The 20629-nt window shown below is 37.8% G+C and carries 17 protein-coding genes and 1 riboswitch; of the genes, 10 read left to right on the forward strand and 7 right to left on the reverse strand.

Going from position 1 to position 20629, the window contains the following annotated elements; genetic code table 11:
- Window positions 1-53 precede the first annotated feature (53 nt).
- Window positions 54-1148, forward strand: a complete 1095-nt coding sequence (locus tag OSO01_RS20370) for an AI-2E family transporter (protein ID WP_147212313.1) — start codon at window positions 54-56, stop codon at window positions 1146-1148.
- A 16-nt stretch (window positions 1149-1164) separates the two neighbouring features.
- Complete coding sequence (locus OSO01_RS20375) at window positions 1165-1347, forward strand: SE1832 family protein (RefSeq protein WP_147212314.1); 183 nt, start codon at window positions 1165-1167, stop codon at window positions 1345-1347.
- Between the two features lie 55 nt (window positions 1348-1402).
- Here OSO01_RS20375 and OSO01_RS20380 read toward each other — a convergent pair whose 3' ends face one another.
- Entirely contained in the window at window positions 1403-3229 is a 1827-nt protein-coding gene (locus OSO01_RS20380) for a cation:proton antiporter (protein WP_147212315.1), read from the reverse strand.
- An 824-nt stretch (window positions 3230-4053) separates the two neighbouring features.
- Here OSO01_RS20380 and recQ point away from each other — a divergent pair.
- Window positions 4054-6207 carry a DNA helicase RecQ gene (gene recQ / locus OSO01_RS20385; protein ID WP_147212316.1) on the forward strand — a complete coding sequence of 718 codons (2154 nt, stop codon included), beginning with the start codon at window positions 4054-4056 and terminating at the stop codon, window positions 6205-6207.
- Between the two features lie 87 nt (window positions 6208-6294).
- Here recQ and OSO01_RS20390 read toward each other — a convergent pair whose 3' ends face one another.
- Window positions 6295-7533, reverse strand: a complete 1239-nt coding sequence (locus tag OSO01_RS20390) for an aminopeptidase (RefSeq protein ID WP_147212317.1) — start codon at window positions 7531-7533, stop codon at window positions 6295-6297.
- Between the two features lie 220 nt (window positions 7534-7753).
- Here OSO01_RS20390 and OSO01_RS20395 point away from each other — a divergent pair, with 220 nt between their 5' ends.
- The 3 genes from OSO01_RS20395 to OSO01_RS20405 all read left to right on the forward strand — a co-directional run bounded on the left by OSO01_RS20395 (window position 7754) and on the right by OSO01_RS20405 (window position 10244).
- A complete protein-coding gene (locus tag OSO01_RS20395) occupies window positions 7754-8086 on the forward strand; it encodes a winged helix-turn-helix transcriptional regulator (RefSeq protein ID WP_147212318.1) in 333 nt (110 codons plus the stop codon).
- Between the two features lie 201 nt (window positions 8087-8287).
- Complete coding sequence (locus OSO01_RS20400; protein ID WP_147212319.1) at window positions 8288-8770, forward strand: PH domain-containing protein; 483 nt, start codon at window positions 8288-8290, stop codon at window positions 8768-8770.
- On the forward strand, window positions 8760-10244 hold the full coding sequence (locus tag OSO01_RS20405) for a PH domain-containing protein (protein ID WP_147212320.1): 1485 nt from the start codon (window positions 8760-8762) through the stop codon (window positions 10242-10244). Before OSO01_RS20400 ends, OSO01_RS20405 begins: the two co-directional genes overlap by 11 nt.
- 148 nt (window positions 10245-10392) lie before the next feature.
- Here the strand turns inward: OSO01_RS20405 and OSO01_RS24105 are convergent, their stop codons facing one another.
- The gene (locus tag OSO01_RS24105) at window positions 10393-10719 is read right to left on the reverse strand and encodes an LMxysn_1693 family intestinal colonization protein (RefSeq protein ID WP_371863315.1); all 327 of its coding nucleotides are present in this window, start codon (window positions 10717-10719) and stop codon (window positions 10393-10395) included.
- Between the two features lie 297 nt (window positions 10720-11016).
- Between OSO01_RS24105 and OSO01_RS20415 the strand changes: the two genes are divergently transcribed.
- Window positions 11017-11682: a CPBP family intramembrane glutamic endopeptidase gene (locus OSO01_RS20415; RefSeq protein WP_147212321.1), complete on the forward strand. Its 666-nt coding sequence runs from the start codon at window positions 11017-11019 to the stop codon at window positions 11680-11682.
- Window positions 11683-11976: 294 nt separating this feature from the next.
- On the opposite strand, the gene OSO01_RS20420 is transcribed toward OSO01_RS20415, so the two are convergent.
- From OSO01_RS20420 to megL, 3 genes are all read right to left on the reverse strand, one after another.
- The gene (locus OSO01_RS20420; protein WP_147212322.1) at window positions 11977-12492 is read right to left on the reverse strand and encodes an acyl-CoA thioesterase; all 516 of its coding nucleotides are present in this window, start codon (window positions 12490-12492) and stop codon (window positions 11977-11979) included.
- Window positions 12493-12555: 63 nt separating this feature from the next.
- Window positions 12556-13995 carry a cardiolipin synthase gene (gene cls / locus OSO01_RS20425; protein WP_147212323.1) on the reverse strand — a complete coding sequence of 480 codons (1440 nt, stop codon included), beginning with the start codon at window positions 13993-13995 and terminating at the stop codon, window positions 12556-12558.
- 280 nt (window positions 13996-14275) lie between these two features.
- Window positions 14276-15457 (reverse strand): methionine gamma-lyase, encoded by a 1182-nt coding sequence (gene megL / locus OSO01_RS20430; RefSeq protein ID WP_147212324.1) that lies wholly within the window; start codon window positions 15455-15457, stop codon window positions 14276-14278.
- 239 nt (window positions 15458-15696) lie between these two features.
- On the opposite strand from megL, the gene rarD reads away from it, so the two are divergent.
- Window positions 15697-16620, forward strand: coding sequence for an EamA family transporter RarD (gene rarD, locus OSO01_RS20435; RefSeq protein ID WP_147212325.1), 924 nt, complete (start codon window positions 15697-15699; stop codon window positions 16618-16620).
- A 374-nt stretch (window positions 16621-16994) separates the two neighbouring features.
- Here the strand turns inward: rarD and OSO01_RS23815 are convergent, their stop codons facing one another.
- Window positions 16995-17174 carry a hypothetical protein gene (locus OSO01_RS23815; protein ID WP_246145259.1) on the reverse strand — a complete coding sequence of 60 codons (180 nt, stop codon included), beginning with the start codon at window positions 17172-17174 and terminating at the stop codon, window positions 16995-16997.
- Window positions 17175-17336: 162 nt separating this feature from the next.
- Window positions 17337-17434, forward strand: a riboswitch (SAM riboswitch).
- 90 nt (window positions 17435-17524) lie between these two features.
- Here OSO01_RS23815 and OSO01_RS20445 point away from each other — a divergent pair.
- Both OSO01_RS20445 and OSO01_RS20450 read left to right on the forward strand, forming a co-directional pair.
- The gene (locus OSO01_RS20445) at window positions 17525-19186 is read left to right on the forward strand and encodes an O-acetylhomoserine aminocarboxypropyltransferase/cysteine synthase family protein (protein ID WP_147212326.1); all 1662 of its coding nucleotides are present in this window, start codon (window positions 17525-17527) and stop codon (window positions 19184-19186) included.
- A 526-nt stretch (window positions 19187-19712) separates the two neighbouring features.
- Complete coding sequence (locus tag OSO01_RS20450; protein ID WP_246145261.1) at window positions 19713-20615, forward strand: SGNH/GDSL hydrolase family protein; 903 nt, start codon at window positions 19713-19715, stop codon at window positions 20613-20615.
- Window positions 20616-20629: the final 14 nt, after the last annotated feature.

Here is a 20629-nt window from a genome sequence, read left to right on the forward strand (position 1 = left end):
GGTTAATGTAAAATAAAGTATAGCATAACATAGAAAGAAAGTAGTGTGATTCAATGACGCAGAAACGCTGGTTTCAATTTTTTATCTTTTTCATCTGTTTATTTACATTAATTTTTCTAATCTCCATAACTCATTTTATCTTTACACCTGTTTTGCAGTTAGTTGGCGCTGTAGCTCTTCCAATTATCGGTGCAGGTATTCTTTATTATTTAACCAGACCGCTGATGAATCTGCTCGTCAAATATAAAGTACCGCGAATATTATCCATTATTATTGTATTCCTGGTTATCATCGGGGCAATTACGCTGTTTATCGTATTTATCTGGCCGATCGCCCGTGATCAGTTTGACCGTTTAATGGACAGTATTCCCGGAATGGTTCAGATGGTGGAAGGATGGATTAATTATTGGCAGGATAATATTGCTTTAGTTCCTGATCAGGTAATTGATGCCATTAATAATTTCGCCAATGATATTCCTGGACATATTGAGAGTGTATTGAATAATGTTTTTGGATTTCTGGGAAGCTTTATCGGTCAGCTGGTTAGCATAATTGCCGGAATTGTCCTTGTTCCATTCTTCCTCTTCTTTATGTTAAAGGATGGAGAAAAGCTTGTTCCTTTCATTCTGCAATTTTTCAGCAAGAAAAAAGCAGAGAACCTGCATGATTTATTAAAAAAAATTGATAATGTGTTGTCTGCCTTTATCCAGGGACAGCTTTTAGTCAGTTTTGCAGTAGGTGTCTTATTGCTGATTGGTTACTTGATTATCGGTTTAGAGTATGCTGTTGTACTCGCATTATTCGGTATGATGATGAACGTAATCCCGTTCCTGGGACCTTATATTGCAGTTGCTCCTGCCTTATTGGTCGGAGGCTTTCAAGACCCGATTAACTTATTCTGGATAGCTATTATTATGTTTGTTGCCCAGCAAATTGAAAGTACATTTATTTCGCCAAATGTAATGGGACAGGTGCTTAATCTGCATCCGTTGACCGTTATTACAGTCATTCTTGCAGCCGGAAGTATTGCCGGATTCCTGGGAATTTTATTCGCTATTCCTGTATATGCAGTAATCCGTACCATTGTCATTCACTTTTATCAAACCTTTGTGAATTCCAGAAAGAATAAAGACGATGCATTAATTTAGGATAGGAGGGGTTTTCTTGACAACAAAAGCCAAGCTGGAACAACAGCTAGATGAATTAAAATCGGATTATGTCCGTATTCAAGGGGATTTAGATAAGCTCGAGTTTGTTAAAGGACGTGTCTCCTCTGCCGAAGAGCAATTAATACGTATAGAGGGAGAAATTGCGGCGGTGAGAAAAGAACTGGAGCGATTTAACTGATAATAAAAGAAGCTGACTCATTCATGACGAGTCAGCTTCTTTTATTATCTTCATCTTAGCTTTGAGCGGGTTGTCTCTCTGATTCTTTTCCTTTGGTTAAGCTGACAATCTTATCTCCGGTTGCAGGTAAGGTACGCATTTCTTCAGAGAAAAATTTCAACTGTCCGGAAGGCTTAATTAAGAACAGATAGACTGTCTCCGGATCCTTCGTCTGTTTATAATTTTCAAACGTGAATTTATCAGTAAGTGTTGTTTGCCGGACAGTGAATCCATTCTCCACCTTGTCAATTAAATCGTCCAGGGAGAATTTCTTATCAAATAAAATACGGCCGCCAACCTGTGATACAACACCTGTAGAATATCCATTATCCTTAAAAGCTGTGTATGGACTGACTTTAAACACATTTGTTCTTCCATATTCAGGAAGAAATGTTGTGCAGAGAAGCGAATTATATGATTTATCATGGGTTAACGTTAATAAATATTCATATGGAATCGTATCCAGGTGATGCTCCGTCTGCTCAGACAGCATACTTCCATGATAGCTTTCCAAGCCTTCTTTTCTTGCCAAGGAAAGGTTTTCCCATGATGAATCGACAAGAATAGAAGGATAATTTGCCTCTTTTAATGATTTAGCTAATTGAACAGTAAATGGATTACTGCCGACAATTAACGCTCCTGGATTGCCCTTATTAGACAGATTCAGCTTTTTAGAAAGCCAGCCGATAGAAAAACCATGCGCTATTACAGTGAAAATAACAAGAGCAAAGGTCAATGCTGTCAGGATAGAAGCATCTTCATAACCGGCATCTGTTAATACACCAGCAAAGTAACCAGAAACTGTTAATGCCACAATTCCGCGCGGTGCAATCCAGCCAATCAACACTTTTTCATTTAAGCTGAGACCTGTTCCAATCGTCGACAGGAAAATAGACAGCGGACGGACTGCAAACATCATCAATAATACATAGCCGATAATGTGCGGATTAAAAATCTGTATAATTGTTGCCACATCAAGAGATGCTGTCAGCATAACAAAAATAGTTGAAATCAAAAGTACAGAAATATTCTCCTTGAAATGACGCATATCTGATACAGAACGAATTCCCATGTTTGCTAAGGTAATCCCCATCGCTGTCACAGATAAGAGCCCTGTTTCATGCATAATAACATCTGCTATTGTAAAACAGAACAGGACAACAACGACAACAGTCGGCGATTTTAGGAATTCAGGTACATGTCCCATCTCGAACATCCAGCCGAGTCCCCGTCCCAATATCCAGCCAAGGAAGATAGCAAAAAGAGAGCCTGCAAAGAAAAAAATAATCTGGCTTGCTTCCGGGTTAGATGCTGTCATAAAAGTAATAATTTCAAAAGCAAAAACAGCAAGCAAGGCTCCGATCGGATCAACAATAATTCCTTCCCATTTCAAAATCTTCGCAGGACGCGCTTTTAGCTTTGCCTGGCGTAAAAGCGGCATAATTACTGTTGGCCCTGTCACTACAAATAAACCGCCAATAACAAAGGCAACTGCCCAGGATAGACCGGCAATATAATGAGCTGTTAATGACCCTAAAATCCAGGCAATGAATGCACCTACTGTAGATATCCGAAAAATAGGCCTTCCTACTCCACGCAGCTCTTGAAAGCTTAAATTTAAGCTTCCTTCAAATAATATAATTGCTACAGCTACAGAGATCAGCGGACTATACAGGTCTCCAAAATCCTGTTCCGGGTTAATAAATCCAAAAACAGGTCCAATCATCAGTCCTGTAGCCGCCATTACAACAATAGCCGGCATACGAAAACGCCATGCAACCCATTGGGAAGCAACGCCTAATATACAAATTAACATTAGTTCAAATAGCAAAGAAGGAACCATACATTCCCCTCCTTTTCAAAAAAGTATAGCGTATTTCTCACGCTGTAACAGGCTTCATGAATTTTTGGGTTTAGTCACTGCCCCAAGTCCTTCAATGAAAGAATAAGAAAAACCAAGAAAATCACTTAGTCTTTAAAATACTGGTGTTCTTGCCAAGGAAATGTCCGCTGCGACGGTTTTCGATGGGACGAGTAACCGCAGTCCCAGTCCCAGTCCCAGAAGAAATACACGAAGACTCCTGTGGGAATGTGCAGAACAGAATAGGAAGTTCGGTTAAGTTCGCGACGTCGTGGGGACTAAGATTACTCACCCCATGAAAACTGTTGGAGCGGCTATCCTCAACATTTTATACTTTCTTACTCTTGAACAAAGAAATCTCACGTAAGGAAGTTTTATTTTATAGATGAAATAAGAAAAAGTAAATTCATATGAAGTTATATGCAGAAAAATTTACATTCCCCTTAGCAATCGTTGTGTTTTGACAGTGTTTTCAACTGTTATTTACGATTTTTCAATACTTTACTTTCCAATTAAAACGTTCTAGGATAGAAGATAGAAAATTATTAAATGAAATATTTATTCCTCTCTTATTTTTTTATATGCAACTAATAAGAAAGGTTAAATAACAATGTCTAAATCATAAATGATGTATTCTTATTTTATAAAATGAAAAATGTATTTAATCATTCAAATTATATGGGACAGTTAATCATTCATATTACATAACCCTGAAATGAAATTTCCGCTATTCTTCTGCGCATTACATTTTTTAATGGGGAGAGTAATCTCAATCCCAATTCAACCTCTAAAAGGGAGATTTATCTATGGAAAAGCATCTAAATATTTTACAGAATTACTTCGGCTATACCAGTTTCCGTCCTGGACAGGCTGAGGTTATTAACAATATCGATCAAGGTAAAAATACCCTTGCAGTAATGCCAACCGGCGGCGGAAAATCACTCTGTTACCAAGTACCTGGACTCGCTATGAATGGTACAGCAATTATTATTTCACCGCTTATTTCATTGATGAAGGACCAAGTAGATGGTTTGCATGCACTTGGCGTCGCAGCTACTTATATTAACAGCTCTATTTCTTCAGCTGAACAGCGCCAGCGCTTAATTGCGATGCAGCAAAATCGTTATCAATTTGTTTATGTTGCTCCCGAACGGTTTGAATCTGGTTCTTTTATTCATGCACTGCAGCAAACCAATCTTTCATTAATTGCTTTTGATGAGGCACATTGTATTTCCCAATGGGGGCATGATTTTCGTCCAAGCTACCGCTCTATCGTCCCTATTCTTCAGCAGATTGGCGGCAATCCAATTATTATGGGGCTCACTGCAACAGCAACACCTGAAGTTATTGAAGATATTCAGTCTCTTTTACACATAGCCCCTGCAAATACAGTGCACACTGGTTTTGAGAGAAAGAACCTCTCCTTTTTTATCGAAAAAGGAGTAAACAAAATAGACTACATTCTTTCCTACTTAAAAAAGCATCAGGGAGAAGTAGGAATTATCTATGCAGCTACGAGAAAGCAGGTTGAATATGTCTATGATGTCCTAAACGAGAAAGGCTATGCCGTTTCCAAATATCATGGCGGGTTATCCGAACAGGAAAGACAGGATGCACAAACAGCTTTTATTTTTGATCAGACAGAATTAATGGTTGCCACCACTGCATTCGGAATGGGAATCGATAAGTCAAATGTTCGTTTTATTATCCATTATGCTATCCCGATGAACATGGAATCCTACTATCAGGAAGCAGGAAGAGCCGGACGGGACGGCGAGCCAAGTAATTGTGTTTTATTATTCTCCCCTCAGGATATTCATACGCAAAAGTTCTTAATTGAAAAATCAGAGATGGAAGAAGAAGGCATGCAGCGTGAATATCAAAAATTGAATAAAATGGTTAATTATTGCCGTACACAGAGCTGCTTAAACAGCTATATCCTCAACTATTTCCAGTTGGGCTCTGCCACTGCATCCTGCGGGCGCTGCAGCAATTGTTTACAGCAAGGGGAATTAGAGGACATTACGGAGGAGGCACAAATGATTTTATCCTGTGTCAAACGTATGCGCGAACGTTTTGGTGTTGGTTTGACAGCCAAAGTCTTAAAAGGCTCGAAGGATAAGAAATTGATTCAATTTGGTTTAACAAAATTAACTACTTATGGCATCCTATCGAAATATACGGAGAAGGAAATTACAGAAAGAATTCACTTCTTACTTGCTGAAGAATGTTTAGCAGCAGAGGAAGGACAGTTTCCTATCTTAAAATTAAATCAAAAATCAATGGATATCCTTACCGGTAAAGAAAATGTCACGATGTTCATTCAAGATGTTCCAACTGTTGAAAAAGCAGATTATAATACAGATCTATTTGAAGCACTGCGTCAGCTTAGAAGGTCAATGTCGCAAGAGCTGGAGCTGCCTCCTTATGTTTTATTTTCAGATATGACGTTAAAGGAAATGGCCCGGTATCTTCCGGAAGATAAGGATGAATTCTTACGATTAAAAGGTGTCGGTCAAAAGAAATATGAATTATACGGAGAAGCTTTTCTGGAAGCTATTGCAGATTGGAAAGAAGAAAATCCCGATTACAAGGCTCCGACAGCCATTCATTATCAAAAAGCAGGGAAAGCAAAAGAGTTGGATGACCGGCCTTCTTATCAAATATCCTATGAACTGTTGCAGAAAGGAAAAACAATTCGGGAAATTGCAGCTATCCGTGATTTGAAGGAACAAACAATAGAAGCCCATATTTTTCAAGCTTCTCAAAAAGGCTTTAACCTCAATTGGAGCCTATTCTTTAACAATAAGGAAGAGGAAGAGGTTTTATCCACGCATGAGGATATAGATGCTGCTGGATTAAAAGACTTAAAAGAAGCTTTGCCAGAGGAATACACCTACAGAAAAATTAAAGCTGTGCTTGTAAAAAATGATAAATTCGTGGTAAGAGAAGGATCTTAACGGGCCTTAACTTTCAGGAGATACGCTTAGCTTATATAACAAAACGGCAATAAGACGAATCATCTTATTGCCGTTTTGTTTACTTTTTTACTTAATATCCAATGCCCATGTTCCATTACGGAATACCGGCTCTGATTTGCCATCTGCTGTAATACCGTCAATGTCCATTTTATCAGATCCAATCATAAAATCGACATGAACAAGACTGTCATTTACTCCATGCTTGTCCAGCTCTTCTAAATCCATAGCAGCTCCGCCCTTCAGATTCGTCGGATAAGCTTTACCCAATGCAATATGGCAGGATGCATTTTCATCAAATAGTGTGTTGTAGAAAATAAGCCCGGACTGTGATACCGGCGATTCGTCTGGTACCAAGGCAATTTCGCCAAGACGGCGGGCACCTTCATCAGAGTCCAGTAAATGCTTCAAGACTTCTTCCCCCTGCTCTGCCTGGAAATCAACTACTTTTCCATCCTTAAAGGTTAAAGAGAAGTTATCAATTAAGCTTCCACCATAGTTTAACGGCTTGGTACTTGATACTGTCCCATTGATACCATATTTATGCGGTACAGAGAAAACCTCTTCTGTCGGCATATTCGGGTTAAAGGTAACGCCTGTTTCTGCCTCAGCAGATCCGCCCTTCCATATATGCCCCTCCGGCAATTCCATTTCTAAGTCTGTACCAGGTGCTTTAAAAATTAATTTCTTATAGTTTTTCTTATTTAACACTTCTCTGGCTGTTCTCAATGTTTCATTATGTTTATCCCATGCTGCAACAGGATCATCCTGATCAACACGGACAATCTTCAAAATAGCTTCCCATAGACTGGAAACAGCTTCATCTTCTGATTTATCAGGGAAGATTTTTTTCGCCCAATCCTTTGAAGGGATAGAAATAATGGTCCAGGGAATGCGGTCATTCATCGTATATTTGCGGAAATTGACCATCGCTTCTGCAGCTGCTTTATTTGCTTTTGCTACGCGGGACGGGTCAATATCTTTTAATAAATCCGGATTTGTAGAACGAATGTTTACAACTGCTGCTCCGTCCTCTGCAAATGTATCATGCAGTTTCACTTTCCATTCCGGATAATCTGCGATTACTTCATCTGGTGCATTCTCGTATTTTAACAGAGTAAGCTCATCGTCAACCCAATTAATATGGACATCCTTCGCACCCATTTCATATGCTTTACGTGCTACAATCCGTGTAAATGCTGCTCCTTCAATCGGCGCATTAATCATGACTGCCTGCCCTTTTTGCAGGTTAACACCCTTTTTCAATGTTAATTCTGCGTACTTTTCCTGTACCTGTACTTGAACCATAAATATATACCTCCATATGCCCAATTTTAATTTCCCTTTTATTATTCCATATTCCCTTAAATTTTTCCAAAAATATTTCCTTTTAAAGGCCTCTTTTATCCCCATCATTGCAGCTTTCATTTACTAGTACTCCCATTTATGATACCCTATATTAAGATTACTTTTCGTAACTAATGTATATACACATTTTAGGTACGAAAGGTTCTATGGAGGTGGAAAAATGAACCAATTATGTCCACGTTTTGAAAAAGCAATGGTCTTATTGAGCACCCGTTGGGTCGGGCTCATTTTATTTGAATTATTAAAAGGGGCAAAACGTTTCTCAGAGATGGAAGCAGATCTCCCTATCAGCGGCCGCTTACTTTCAGATCGTTTAAAATTACTGGAAAAAGAAGGTATTGTAGAGCGGAATATATATTCGGAATTTCCAGTTCGTATTGAATATACATTATCAGAAAAAGGAAAAGCGCTAGAGCCTGTGATTAAGGATATTCAGCGCTGGGCGGAAGAATATATTTCCGCTGAAGAGATAGCGAGTAAAGAGGAAGAGTAATCCTTTTGTCATACAAAGACAGATGTCTCTTATATTATTAAAATCCAAATATACTGTAGATCCTTCACATATCTTTTAAATGAAAATAAGACACAGATAGAATTTGGTATCACTGATATATTTGGATTTTCTTAAATCTTTTCGAAGCTTCCTCCATTTGTAGTATGATGGAAGCAACCTGAAAACAAGGAGTGCAAATGCATGCGGGAACAGCCTAATATAAAAATTGCCACAGATGCTATTAAAGCATGGCAGCTCACAGCACACATCTATACCCTTATCTTTTTATTAATCACAATCGGAGCTATCGCCGTTTATATTATTTTCGATTTTCTGCCAATCTGGATTATTTTTATCATAGCTGGGCTTACTATTGTGGAATGGATTATTACAGCATGGATTATCCCCAAGCTGAGATGGCGCAGATGGCGTTATCAGGTTTATGATCAGGAAATATACATACAGCATGGGATACTCATTGTAACCCGAACTATTGTACCCATGATTCGTGTCCAGCATGTTGATACACAGCAAGGTCCTATCCTAAAGAAATATAAACTGGCAACTTTGGCAATATCCACTGCAGCAACTACCCATCAGATACCTGCTCTATCAGAAGAGGAAGCATCCGATTTACGTGATCAAATCTCTGAATTAGCAAGGGTGGAACAAGATGATGTCTAATCCGAAACGGCTGCATCCTGCTGCAATCCTATTTGATATTATCCGGGCCTTGAAACAATCAATTCTTGGTATTTTGCCAATTGCTATTATTGTCATCAGCAATGGCGCTTCATTTTACCTGATGATTGGTGCAGCGGTTATTATTGTATTAATTATTTTATCCAGTGTTTTATCATGGCTTCGTTTCACCTATCAATTAGAGGAAGACCAATTACGTATCGAGCGGGGCATTATCGTCCGTAAAAAGCGTACTATATCCAAGCATCGTATTCAGTCTATCGATTTATCACAGAATGTTATTCATCGAATCTTCGGTTTAACAAAGGTCGCTATTGAAACAGCTGGTAATGATTCGTCTACAGATGCTGCATTATCCGCTGTCAGTATGGAAGAGGGACGCAGGCTTCATGATGAGTTAAAATATAAAAAACAAGTTTCAGAGGCAGGATCTCCAGAAGTACCAGAAGAAGCTGATATAGAACGGACAGAACTCGATGAGTCCAGCCTTCCTAAGAGAACCATTGCGCTTAAAGCGCTTATTATTACCGGTTCCACTTCAGCAAGCTTTGGAATTTTAATTGGATTATTCGGTGCCGCCTTCTCTCAGGTGGAAGCATTAATCCCTGATCAGTTTTATAATGATGCCGTGCGCCTGGCTCTGTCACTTGGCATGCAAATTATGATTATTTTTGCAATCATCGTTATTTTATTTTTATGGATATTGAGCATTCTCTATACGGTGATTAAGGATTGGAATTTCACCATTACACGTTATGAAAAAGAATTGTTTATTACACGGGGCTTATTAGAAAAGAAACAAACAACTATTCCGCTGAAACGAATACAAGCTGTCGGAATAAAAGAATCCCCTATTCACCAATTATTTGGTTTTGCAAGAATTTATGTTGAGATTGCCAGTGCAAACACAGATAATAGTCAGGAAGTGAATACGGTTATTTTTCCGTTACTGCGTAAAAAAGAATTTACATCTTTTTTATCTGAATTTTTACCGGAGTACAATTACAGCTCGGAGAATTTGATTCATCCTCCGAAAAAAGCATTACCTTACTATTTGTGGCGCTCTATCAATATTCCATTATTAGCCGTTATTATCACAGGAATCTTCTTTTCATCCTATATTTGGATACCTGTTATTATCATGCTGGTCTTTGGAGTTATGGGCTTTGCCGTGTTTCAATCCATCGGCTATGCTATTGATGCACAACAGATAACCGTTCAGACACGTATAATTAGCAAGGATACTGCTATTATTCCGCATCGCAGAATCCAAGCTTTACAGCAAAAACAGCATCTGCTTCACCGAAAGCAGTCTCTGGCTACACTTGATATGGCTATTTTAAATAAAGGCAGTGGCCGGCATTTTGTGATCAAGGAGCTTCGTACAACGGACAGTGATTACATTGCCGACTGGTATTCCTATCAGGAGAAAACTTCCTCTGACATAAACCATTAGAAAGCAGAATGGGAGAGATATGACCCATTAATGGTACTTGGTGAGAGGTGATATAGAAAAAAGAATCTTTCATCTAATTATGGCATCATAAAAACTCTGATTAAATATAGCGTAAAAGCCATTTAATCAGAGTTTTTATATGTTTACTTTATATTGGAACTCTTTCAGTAGATGTAAGCTTTTTAGTTACCACTTCATTTGAAAGTAATCGCCCCCTAGGGTTATAAGTTTTTACTCGGATTTTATAATTTTTAGTTACTTTGTATTCCTTAAACTTTTTACTAGAGGAGCTAACCGTCTTACCACCAAATGAAATGTTAATACCTTTATACTTAAATTCAAGTTTCATAGATAGAGTTGTGCTTCTTGAAAGTGTGACTGTGCCTGTATATTTTCTTGAAATTAATGTTTGAGAAACTATGCTACTCTTATATTGATTACATGAAGCACATGCTATGCTAGGGCCTTCATTAATTTCATTTTATTGGACGCTTTCATCAATCACCTCAATTTCATAAGTATTCTGATTGCTTTCTTCAGCGGAAACGTTTGTTGAAAAGCTAATTAATAAAATAATTGAAAGTAACAAGATTGAAAGATTAAGTATTGTAATTTTATTATATATTGTATTCACCTCCTTTTGAGTAATATGTAAAATATACAAAATCCGTAATCAAATAATACCAGGTATAATTATATATATATTAATTTTATGAACAAAAAGAACTATATACTAGTAGAATAACTTACTAAATGGAGGTATAATAGCTTCATGTTTATTTTTAATATATTGAAAGCGATGAAGCTGCTTATGGAAAAAACACAAAAGCGGAATCTTATTTTTTGTACTTCGCTATTCACTATCATTCTTTTCCTATTTATTATTTTTCAAGCTTTATTTAATTCTATTATCCTCGATTATATTGGGGATTCAGTCGTCATCGGTTTTTTCTTTATCATTATATTCTTATCATTAAAACAAAGCCGTGCTTTCTTTTCTGAGAAACTGACATTTGATTTTTTTCGAAGTATAAAAAATTATATTTATGTCTTTGTGGGTTATTTACTCGTAGTTGTTTCGTCGGGGGCAGTTTCATATCTTCCTGTCAACAGTCAGGATTATGAGGTAGAAATCGTACAGATCACTTCTATACCGATTATCATCTTGTTTATAATAGCAACTGGTATATTTGTTCCCGTTTGGGAAGAGTTATTCATGAAAAGAGTCATTTTGGATTTTTCACGCATTTATCTTCCGTTTTGGCTGGGAATGATGATTACTTCACTAATTTTTGCTTTAATGCATAATGTTCCTCTGCCGCAGAGACTTTTTATATTTATGGTAAGTATTATCACATGCTTCGTTTATAAAAAAACAGACGCATTATATGGTCCAATTCTAATTCATATTTTATGGAATTTTACAAGTTTGGTATAAAGGATAAAATAGAAATCTAATACAAATGATAAGATAAATCCTACTATCTAGATGCAAATATATTTATCATGGAGAACTGTCCGTGAAACTTTCGCCTCAAAATAAAGCGTAAAAATAAATTTATCGAAGTGTAACTGGCCAGGAATGTAACTGCGATTACTCGCTCCACTGGAAACATTTGTGCGTCAAAAACTCCCTCTGAATGAAGTTTCGTTTTATACTTCCTTATCTGCCTAAAAAACCAGTTAAAATCGACTGTTTCGATTTTAACTGGTTTTTTAATATAATATAGCCTTATTTCTCTGTCCGATAGACTGTTCCAAAAGTTTCTGCCAGCTGTTTAGACTGCTTTCTTCGCTCTGCACGGCGATTGGCACGAAGCGGAGCACTTTCATGAAGCATTTTTTCATCTTCTGTTTTTGGATAAACAGGAGGTACTTCTATTGGTTTCCCATTTTCATCGATGGCAACAAATGTCATAAAGGCCGTTGTACAAACCGTTCTCTCTCCCGTCCGGATGTCTTCTGTAATTGCCCGTATAAACACCTCCATCGAAGTATGATGTGTCCAGGTTACAAAAGCTTCAATCGAAATATATTGTCCAACTCTTACAGGTGCTAGAAAATCCACAGAATCCGTAGATGCTGTTACAACGGGATTATTTGCATGCTTTACTGCTGCAATTGCAGCAATGTCATCAAGATGCGCCATTAATTTCCCGCCAAATAAGGTTCCATATTGATTTGTATCGGGTGGTAATACATGTGTTGTTTTTAAAGCCAAAGATGCTGAACAAGGTTTTGCATTCATCTTTTATTTCCTCCTGCTGTGTTTATTTATTAATGTTTTTATTGCACTTTCGCAACTTTACGTTTATAAAACTGGTGAAATTAAACGTGAGACGGATTCCTTAAAACGGATCCCGATAGAACGTTTATCATATAATTTTTTCGTCATTTGTGTAGAGTGCAATAAATCTTTGTCGAACTCGACAATCAACCGTTTGACAACTTCAATATCGTATAAGAATGCATTGACTTCAAAGTTGAGACGGAAGCTTCTTACATCAATATTTGCAGTACCGACAGTAGCTATTTTCCCATCGACAATTACTGTTTTAGCATGTAAAAATCCATTCTGATAAATAAAAATCTCTGCACCGGCACTGAGCAAATCTCCACAATAGTACATGGTTGCCCAGTAGACAAAGGGATGATCGGGCTTATTCGGAATCATAATCTTTACATCCACTCCAGATAATACAGCAATGCGAATTGCATCACGTAAGCTTTCATCTGGTATAAAGTAAGGCGTCTGGATATAGATATACTTTTCTGCTTCCATAATCATTTTAATATATCCATTTTTAATTTGCTCATACTCCGAATCAGGACCGCTTGAAACAATCTGCATACCTGTGTTGCCTCCAGAGATCGTTTGAAAATGTTCCTCTTCATAGGAAATCCTCTGCTTGGAAGCTTGGTTCCAGTCTAATACAAAGCGGGTCTGCATACTTTGAACGGCATCTCCAACCACCCTCAGATGCGTATCACGCCAATATCCGAATTTCTTCTTTAACCCCAAATATTCATCTCCGACATTAAAACCGCCAATATAGCCAATCTCTCCATCAATAATGGTTAATTTTCGGTGGTTCCGGTAATTAATTTTAAAATTAATTACAAATTTGGATGGGAAGAACGCTTCAACTAAAACGCCCGCCTCCCTCAATTTCTTTATGTAGCTTTTCTTGAGTGATCTGGAGCCCATATCGTCATATAAAAGTCTGACACATACTCCTTCTTTTGCTTTTCTAATTAATGCATTAGCAAGTCTGCTTCCCAATCCATCGCTCCGCATAATATAGTATTGTACATGAACATGGTGTCTTGCCCGGCTGATGTCTTCCAAAAGCGCTTCAAATTTTTCATGACCGTCTGTAAGAATATCTACTCCATTGTTTTCTGTATAAACAGCATTATCATTACGAAGATGAAGATAGACCAAATCCTGATGGCTTTTTAAGTCTTCATGATTTAATTGGAAGGTGTCATCCTCAATGGCATTAATTTGTTTTTGTACAGCCTTCTTCACATCCATCCGGCTCCGCTGATCCCATTTGAATATACGGCGATTGCTGATAGGTCGTCCAAAAATTAAATAAAGAATAAATCCTAAAACAGGAATAAACAATAGTACCATTACCCAAGCCCAGGAAGAAGTTGGATCTTTCCGCTCCAAAAAAATAATGGATATAGCTAATGCAATATTTATAATAAAAATTAATCCAATAACTATTGAGTAAACACCCATATATCCTGCTCCTATCACTTCATCTCCAACAAAAAGGGAGTTCTGCTCTTATAATAGCACAAAATAAAATTTCGTTCAGTGAAAGCCCCCTTTTCTCCCATTTAATTGGAATTGTAAGTACGCTTTCTCAAAAAAAAGTTGTCAGCTTGAATCAGGAGAATACCCTCTTCTGTACCCTCCTGCCTTAATGGAATTATTTTCCTGATTATCCAAAAGCGTCAGAGGATAGCTTCTGGTAATTCCTCAGTTGTCACTATTCCCCAAAAACTAACAGATTATTTTAGCGATTCAAAGCTTGATCCAAGTCTTCCCAAATATCCTGCCACGCTTCTATTCCTACTGATAATCGTATCAAAGAGTCTGTGATTCCCATTTTCCGGCGTCGTTCATCAGGAATCACCGCATGTGTCATTGTAGCCGGGTGCTGAATCAATGTTTCTGTATCGCCAAGACTTACTGCAATGCTGATAAACTGCAGTTTATTAAGAAAGCCCTGTGCTTCTTCCTTCCCTCCATCAATCTCAAAAGAAAGAGTTCCTCCTCCCGATTTCATTTGCTTCCTCATAACAGAATATCCCAATGCATCCGGGTCACCCGGATAAAATACCCGCTTAACCTTTGGGTGCTGTTTCAGCTTTTCTGCAATTTCTAAGGCATTATCAGAATGCCTATCCATTCGAAGCGGTAATGTCTTTAACCCGCGAATAACCAGCCAGGCGTCGAATGGTGACAGCACACCGCCAATATCCTTTTGCGTGGTTGCTGCAATTTGCTCCATTAATTCTTTTTTCCCAGCTGCTAACCCTGCAATTACATCACCATGCCCGCTTAAATATTTCGTAGCACTATGCACAACAACATCTGCTCCTAATTCTATCGGACGCTGTAAATACGGTGTGGAGAATGTATTATCTACCACGACGAGAACATTATGCTTCCTGGCAAGATTTATTACAAGCTCCAAATCAATTACTTCCATTGTCGGATTAATCGGTGTTTCAATATAAAAAACCTTTGTCTCCGGCTTGATTTTAACTTCTATATTTTTTACATCAGACATGTCTACATAGTCTGTTTGGATATTATACTTTTCATCCATCATAGACAGTAAACCAAAAGTGCATCCATATAATCCAGACGAGCAGATAATATGGTCATTTGCTTTAGTGAGAGCGATTAAAACTGCTGAAATTGCAGCCATCCCCGAAGAAAATGCCAGCCCTTTCTCCGCCTTTTCAAGTGCTGCCAGTTTTTGTTCCAGCACCTGCACAGTCGGATTGCCGATACGCGAATAAACATGTCCCTCTTCTTCTCCGGCAAATCGTGCCGCTCCCTGTTCCGCTGTATCAAAAGTAAATGTAGAGGTTTGAAAAATTGGCGGTGTTAAGCTGCCGAGCAGTTCTTTTGAATCATACCCCTCATGAATTATTGCTGTTTCCATATGTTTAAACTTTTTACTCATTTATTCTCTCTCCCATCCTTTATATAGATGATAAATTCTGATGAGTCTATACACTTATAATAAAGTATTCCTGTTCTGTTGGAAATGTTTCAGGTTCATAAATTTACCTGACTTTATTGAACAGAGGTGTTCTTGTTATGAAAATAAGTATTAACTTATTTAAAAAAGCCATTGATTCCTTCCTGATAAAGTTTTACTATTAGATTTAGTTTGATTTTTTCAGAAGGTAGGAATAAAAGATGGAAAATAAACCTTTACAGCAAGGGGCGATTATTACCTTTGTTGCTTATTTATTATGGGGGATATTCCCAATATATTGGAAGTTTCTCGATAATGTCCCTGCCGGTGAAGTACTTGCTCACCGGATTGTGTGGAGCCTGGTATTTATGATTTTCTTAGTACTTGCTACTGGCAACTGGCGGCATTTAATGGAAACAGTACAGCTGTTGAAAAAGGATAGAAAGAAAGCACTTGCTATTATTACAGCTTCTATTGTAATATCCATCAACTGGTTCTTGTTTATTTTTTCTGTACAGCACGGGCATGTGCTGCAGGCCAGCTTAGGATATTATATCAATCCTCTGATCAGTATTTTATTGGCGGTCTTTGTATTGAAGGAAAAGACAACCAAAGGACAAGTTCTGTCCTTTATTCTCGCTGGTATCGGTGTACTTTATTTAACTTTAAGCTATGGCGTGTTTCCCTGGATTTCTCTATTATTAGCGATGAGTTTTGGTTTTTACGGACTCATTAAAAAGACAATAAACCTCCATGCTATGTATGGACTTACTATTGAAACACTGGTCGTTGCACCGATTGCATTATTATACTTGATATTTATTCCATCAGAAGGGTCATTTACTTTTTCTCCCCTGTTTGCATCAGATAATCTATTATTAATTGGGGGCGGTATCGTAACTGCAGTTCCTTTACTGCTATTTGCAGCGGGGGCCAAACGGATTCCATTAGCAATGGTCGGATTTTTGCAATATGTTGCACCGACGATTATGTTCTTCTTGGGTGTGTTCTTATATAATGAAACATTTACGGTACATCATATGATTACATTTGCCCTTATTTGGATAGCTCTTATTATCTATATGGCAAGTATTTATCGGGATGCACCGCGTGCAAGAAACAAAGCTAAAAATGAAAAAGCTTAATGAAAGGGTATTTTAAACCGGACGAAGAAAAGATCCTTTTATAGGTATAAAGATTTAATTATCCGAAATAAGCTTAACTAATGTGTTCATAGCTATCCAAAGCAACAGGGAATGAAAACTCCACTATTAGTTGCATACCAAATTTATAAAGCTGCTCCGATTAATTATATTGGGGCAGTTTTGTTATTTATTGCTGTTTTTCTTTTCATTTAATACAGGAAAATACTATTTTAGCCTACCCTTAATCCAGAATGCACCTTTCCGAAAGAATCCAGCTATTAAATCCAAATGAAGAATATATCTTATAGTAACGATAACCATTCTCCTTGATATAATTATTTAAAATAATCAGTACTTTTATAACATATAGACCATCAATAATATTTTTCCTTCTCTAACAATTCTTTATTCTCTATAGTAAATAAATCGGTTCTCTCTTCGACTATATCTAAAAGGATGCTATCAGGCAGTTGCGTTTCAAAATGAAAGGCTAAAAAATTTTCAAATAAAATATTCAACTGCTTCTCTTGCACAGTTATTACCTGCATTTCCATTTATGAATTCTCAAAATCTATTTGATAGTTCAAAATTTTACTCATCAGTAATCCCCTTCCATCCTTTTTTTAAATGAAACTTTATTAATTCATAGTAAACTACTTGACATTTAATCTCTATAATTATATACTCTCTAGTAATTTCTAAATATTTAGCATAATCTCTTATCAAGAGCGGCGGAGGGAATAGGCCCTGTGAAGCCCGGCAACCTGAACAAAAACTGGTGCCAAATCCTACAGATTAATCTGAAAGATAAGAGAGAGTTCCAAGTCGATGACAAGAGCTCTCTTCTTTTAAGAAGAGGGTTCTTTTTAGTAACAGAGGATATATCTAAAAGGGAGGAAATAAAATGTCAAAACATTCAATCCAGCAGGACGAGACAATTTTATTACATGGAGGCCAGGTTCCTGATCCAACAACCGGGTCCCGGGCAGTGCCTATCTATCAAACTACTTCTTACGTATTCCGGGACACGGAGCATGCACAGAATTTATTCGGGCTGGCAGAGCTGGGAAATATATACACACGAATTATGAATCCAACTGTAGATACATTTGAACAGCGGATTGCCCAATTAGAAGATGGTGTTGGAGCCTTAGGAGTAGCATCGGGGATGGCAGCCATTACCATGGCAATTCTCAATATTACACGTGCCGGTGATGAAATTATTGCAGACAGCAATCTATATGGCGGGACGTATAATTTATTTGCCAACACACTCCCCCGCTATGGCATCAATGTAAAATTTGTAGATGGAACAGATCCTGAAGCAATTGAAGCTGCGATTACAGATAAAACAAAAGCAATCTTTGGTGAAATCATTACTAACCCGAGCCTATATGTTTTTGATATAGAAACCGTTGCGGACATTGCCCATAATCATGGTATTCCTTTAATTATTGATAATACTTTCGCTACACCTTATGTTGCAAAACCATTAACATGGGGTGCGGATATTGTTGTGCATTCTGCAACGAAATGGATTGGCGGACATGGTACAACTATTGGCGGTATTGTGGTTGACAGTGGCAGATTTGATTGGAACAACGAGAAATTCCCAGATTTTATCGAGCCGGATGCAAGCTATAATGGCTTAAAATATGCTGACTTAGGACCGACTGCTTTTATAACAAAGCTGCGTGTCCAATTATTACGTGACATCGGACCTGCTCTAAGCCCGCAAAATGCCTTTTTATTACTTCAAGGATTGGAAACCTTACATTTACGTATCAAAAGGCATAGTGAAAATGCAGAAAAGCTGGCAGCCTATCTGGAAAAACATCCTGCTGTAGAATGGGTCAACTACCCCGGGCTGGCATCACACCCATCTCATCAGCTTGCCGGGAAGTATTTAAATGGCGGTTTTGGTTCTGTTATTACCTTTGGCATTGAAGGAGGCCGGGATGCAGGCCGTATCTTGATTGATAATGTAGAACTCTGGTCTCACGTTGCCAACGTCGGCGATGCAAAATCACTTATTATTCACCCTGCTTCTACGACCCATCAGCAATTAACAGATGAGGACTTGGCAAAAAGCGGTACTACAGAAGAATTGATTCGTCTATCCGTCGGTCTGGAAGCATTTGATGATATTGTAGCTGATCTGGAACAGGCAATAGATAAAGCGACCGGAAAATCGCATGGCAGTCAGAAATCTGCGGAAGAAATAGCAGTGAAAAACTTACTGCAATCTCCATTTGACCGCAGTGAAGGTGTCCGTAAAAAACGCATTGTAGCTGTCGGCATCGCGGATGACGATATTGCGCCTCTTTATAAATTAGGCTATGAGGTTATTCCCACAACAGATATAGATGAGGTAACAACAGATATACTATCCGGGGCTGATGCAATTTGGCTGCAGGAAGGTAAGCCGGCACCAGAAGAAAATGCAGCTTATCAGGGAACTATTTTGTTCACAGACACAAGCTCTGAAGTAACATCTGAAGTATTTATTCTTTCAAATATCCAGCCGGCACAGTTTGCCCTGGAATTACGCAGCTTCAGAAATTAGTTAAAATAATTATACAGTATCCGCCTTTCTTCTATTAGAACATTTGATGTTTTATCGTGAAGAAAGACGGGTACTTTTATGTTATAATGAGGTTTAGTCACGTCTTCTACATAAAATTAGAAGGCGTTTTTCATTTAAACCTGTTTATTATTTATAATCCTTGATTAAAATAGGAATATAAATAAAAACATCTACTCTACCAAATTATTTTACAAATACGTACACATCAAATAAACTTTTTACATGTATGTTCAAAAATCAGCTGATAAGGGCTGCTCGATTACGTACTGGGGATGAAACCGGACTAGGCTTCGGTTACTTATCCTGTGGGGATAGCAAGCTGACAGACTTCTCCGTCTTGTGGTAACCCTGTGTTGCCTGTAACAATACAGGCTATCTAAACAAAAGCTCCTTCCCCTGCCATTTTTTATTGGACTTTTTGAACATTTTCTTTATGTATTATTAAGTAATTTTATTTGTTCCAACATAAACTAGAAGAAAAGAACACGTAGGTGTAATCATGAAAATGACCAAAAAAAGATGGCTTATTCTCATTAGCTCCATTCTTATTATCATTATAGCTGTTTTTTCGATTTTACAGCTGCCATATTTTCAATTAAGCTCTGAACAACGGGAAAGAGAAGAAGCTCTTAGAGAACAAATTACGTCTGAACCAGCAGAAAATGGCGAAGAAGATACAGAAGACGACAGCGAGGAAGTTATGGGAAACGCGGACGAACAAGAAAATGAGGAAATAGCTGTCGATGAGCCTTTTGAAAATACATTCGGATTTGCTTCTGAGGAAAATGTGGATATCGTTGCTCTTGGTGATTCACTGACTCAGGGTGTAGGAGACGATACAAATCAGGGGGGCTATGTCGGGATATTAGACAGAACACTTCAGGCACTTGATACAAATGTCCATTTTGATAACTTTGGAAAACGTGGAAACCGCTCCGATCAGCTGCTCACCCGTCTGGAGGAAGAGCCTGAATTAACGGATGCTTTAGAAGAAGCAGATATTATTATCATTACCATCGGTGCTAATGATATTATGCAAGTGTTAAAGGAAAATATTATGGACTTGGAGATCAGCTACTTTAACGAGGAACAGGCTTTCTACGAAGATCGTCTCAGCGAAATATTTGATAAGCTTCGTTCCATTAATGCGGATGCCTCTATTTATCTATTAGGTATTTTTAATCCTTTTACAAATTATTTTGAGGACATTCCAGAATTGGACCAGATTGTCGCTGATTGGAATACTATAGGAAGAGAGACAGTCAATCAATACGAAGGCAGCACCTTTGTACCAATTGATGATTTATTTGAAGACGAGACTGCAAATTTATTTTCAGACGATAATTTCCACCCTAATTATGATGGATATTATCTAATGGCTGAACGTATTCTGGAATATTTTAATTAAGTTGGGATGAAAAC

The organism is Oceanobacillus sojae, assembly GCF_007991515.1.
Classification (GTDB): Bacteria; Bacillota; Bacilli; order Bacillales; family Amphibacillaceae; genus Oceanobacillus; species Oceanobacillus sojae.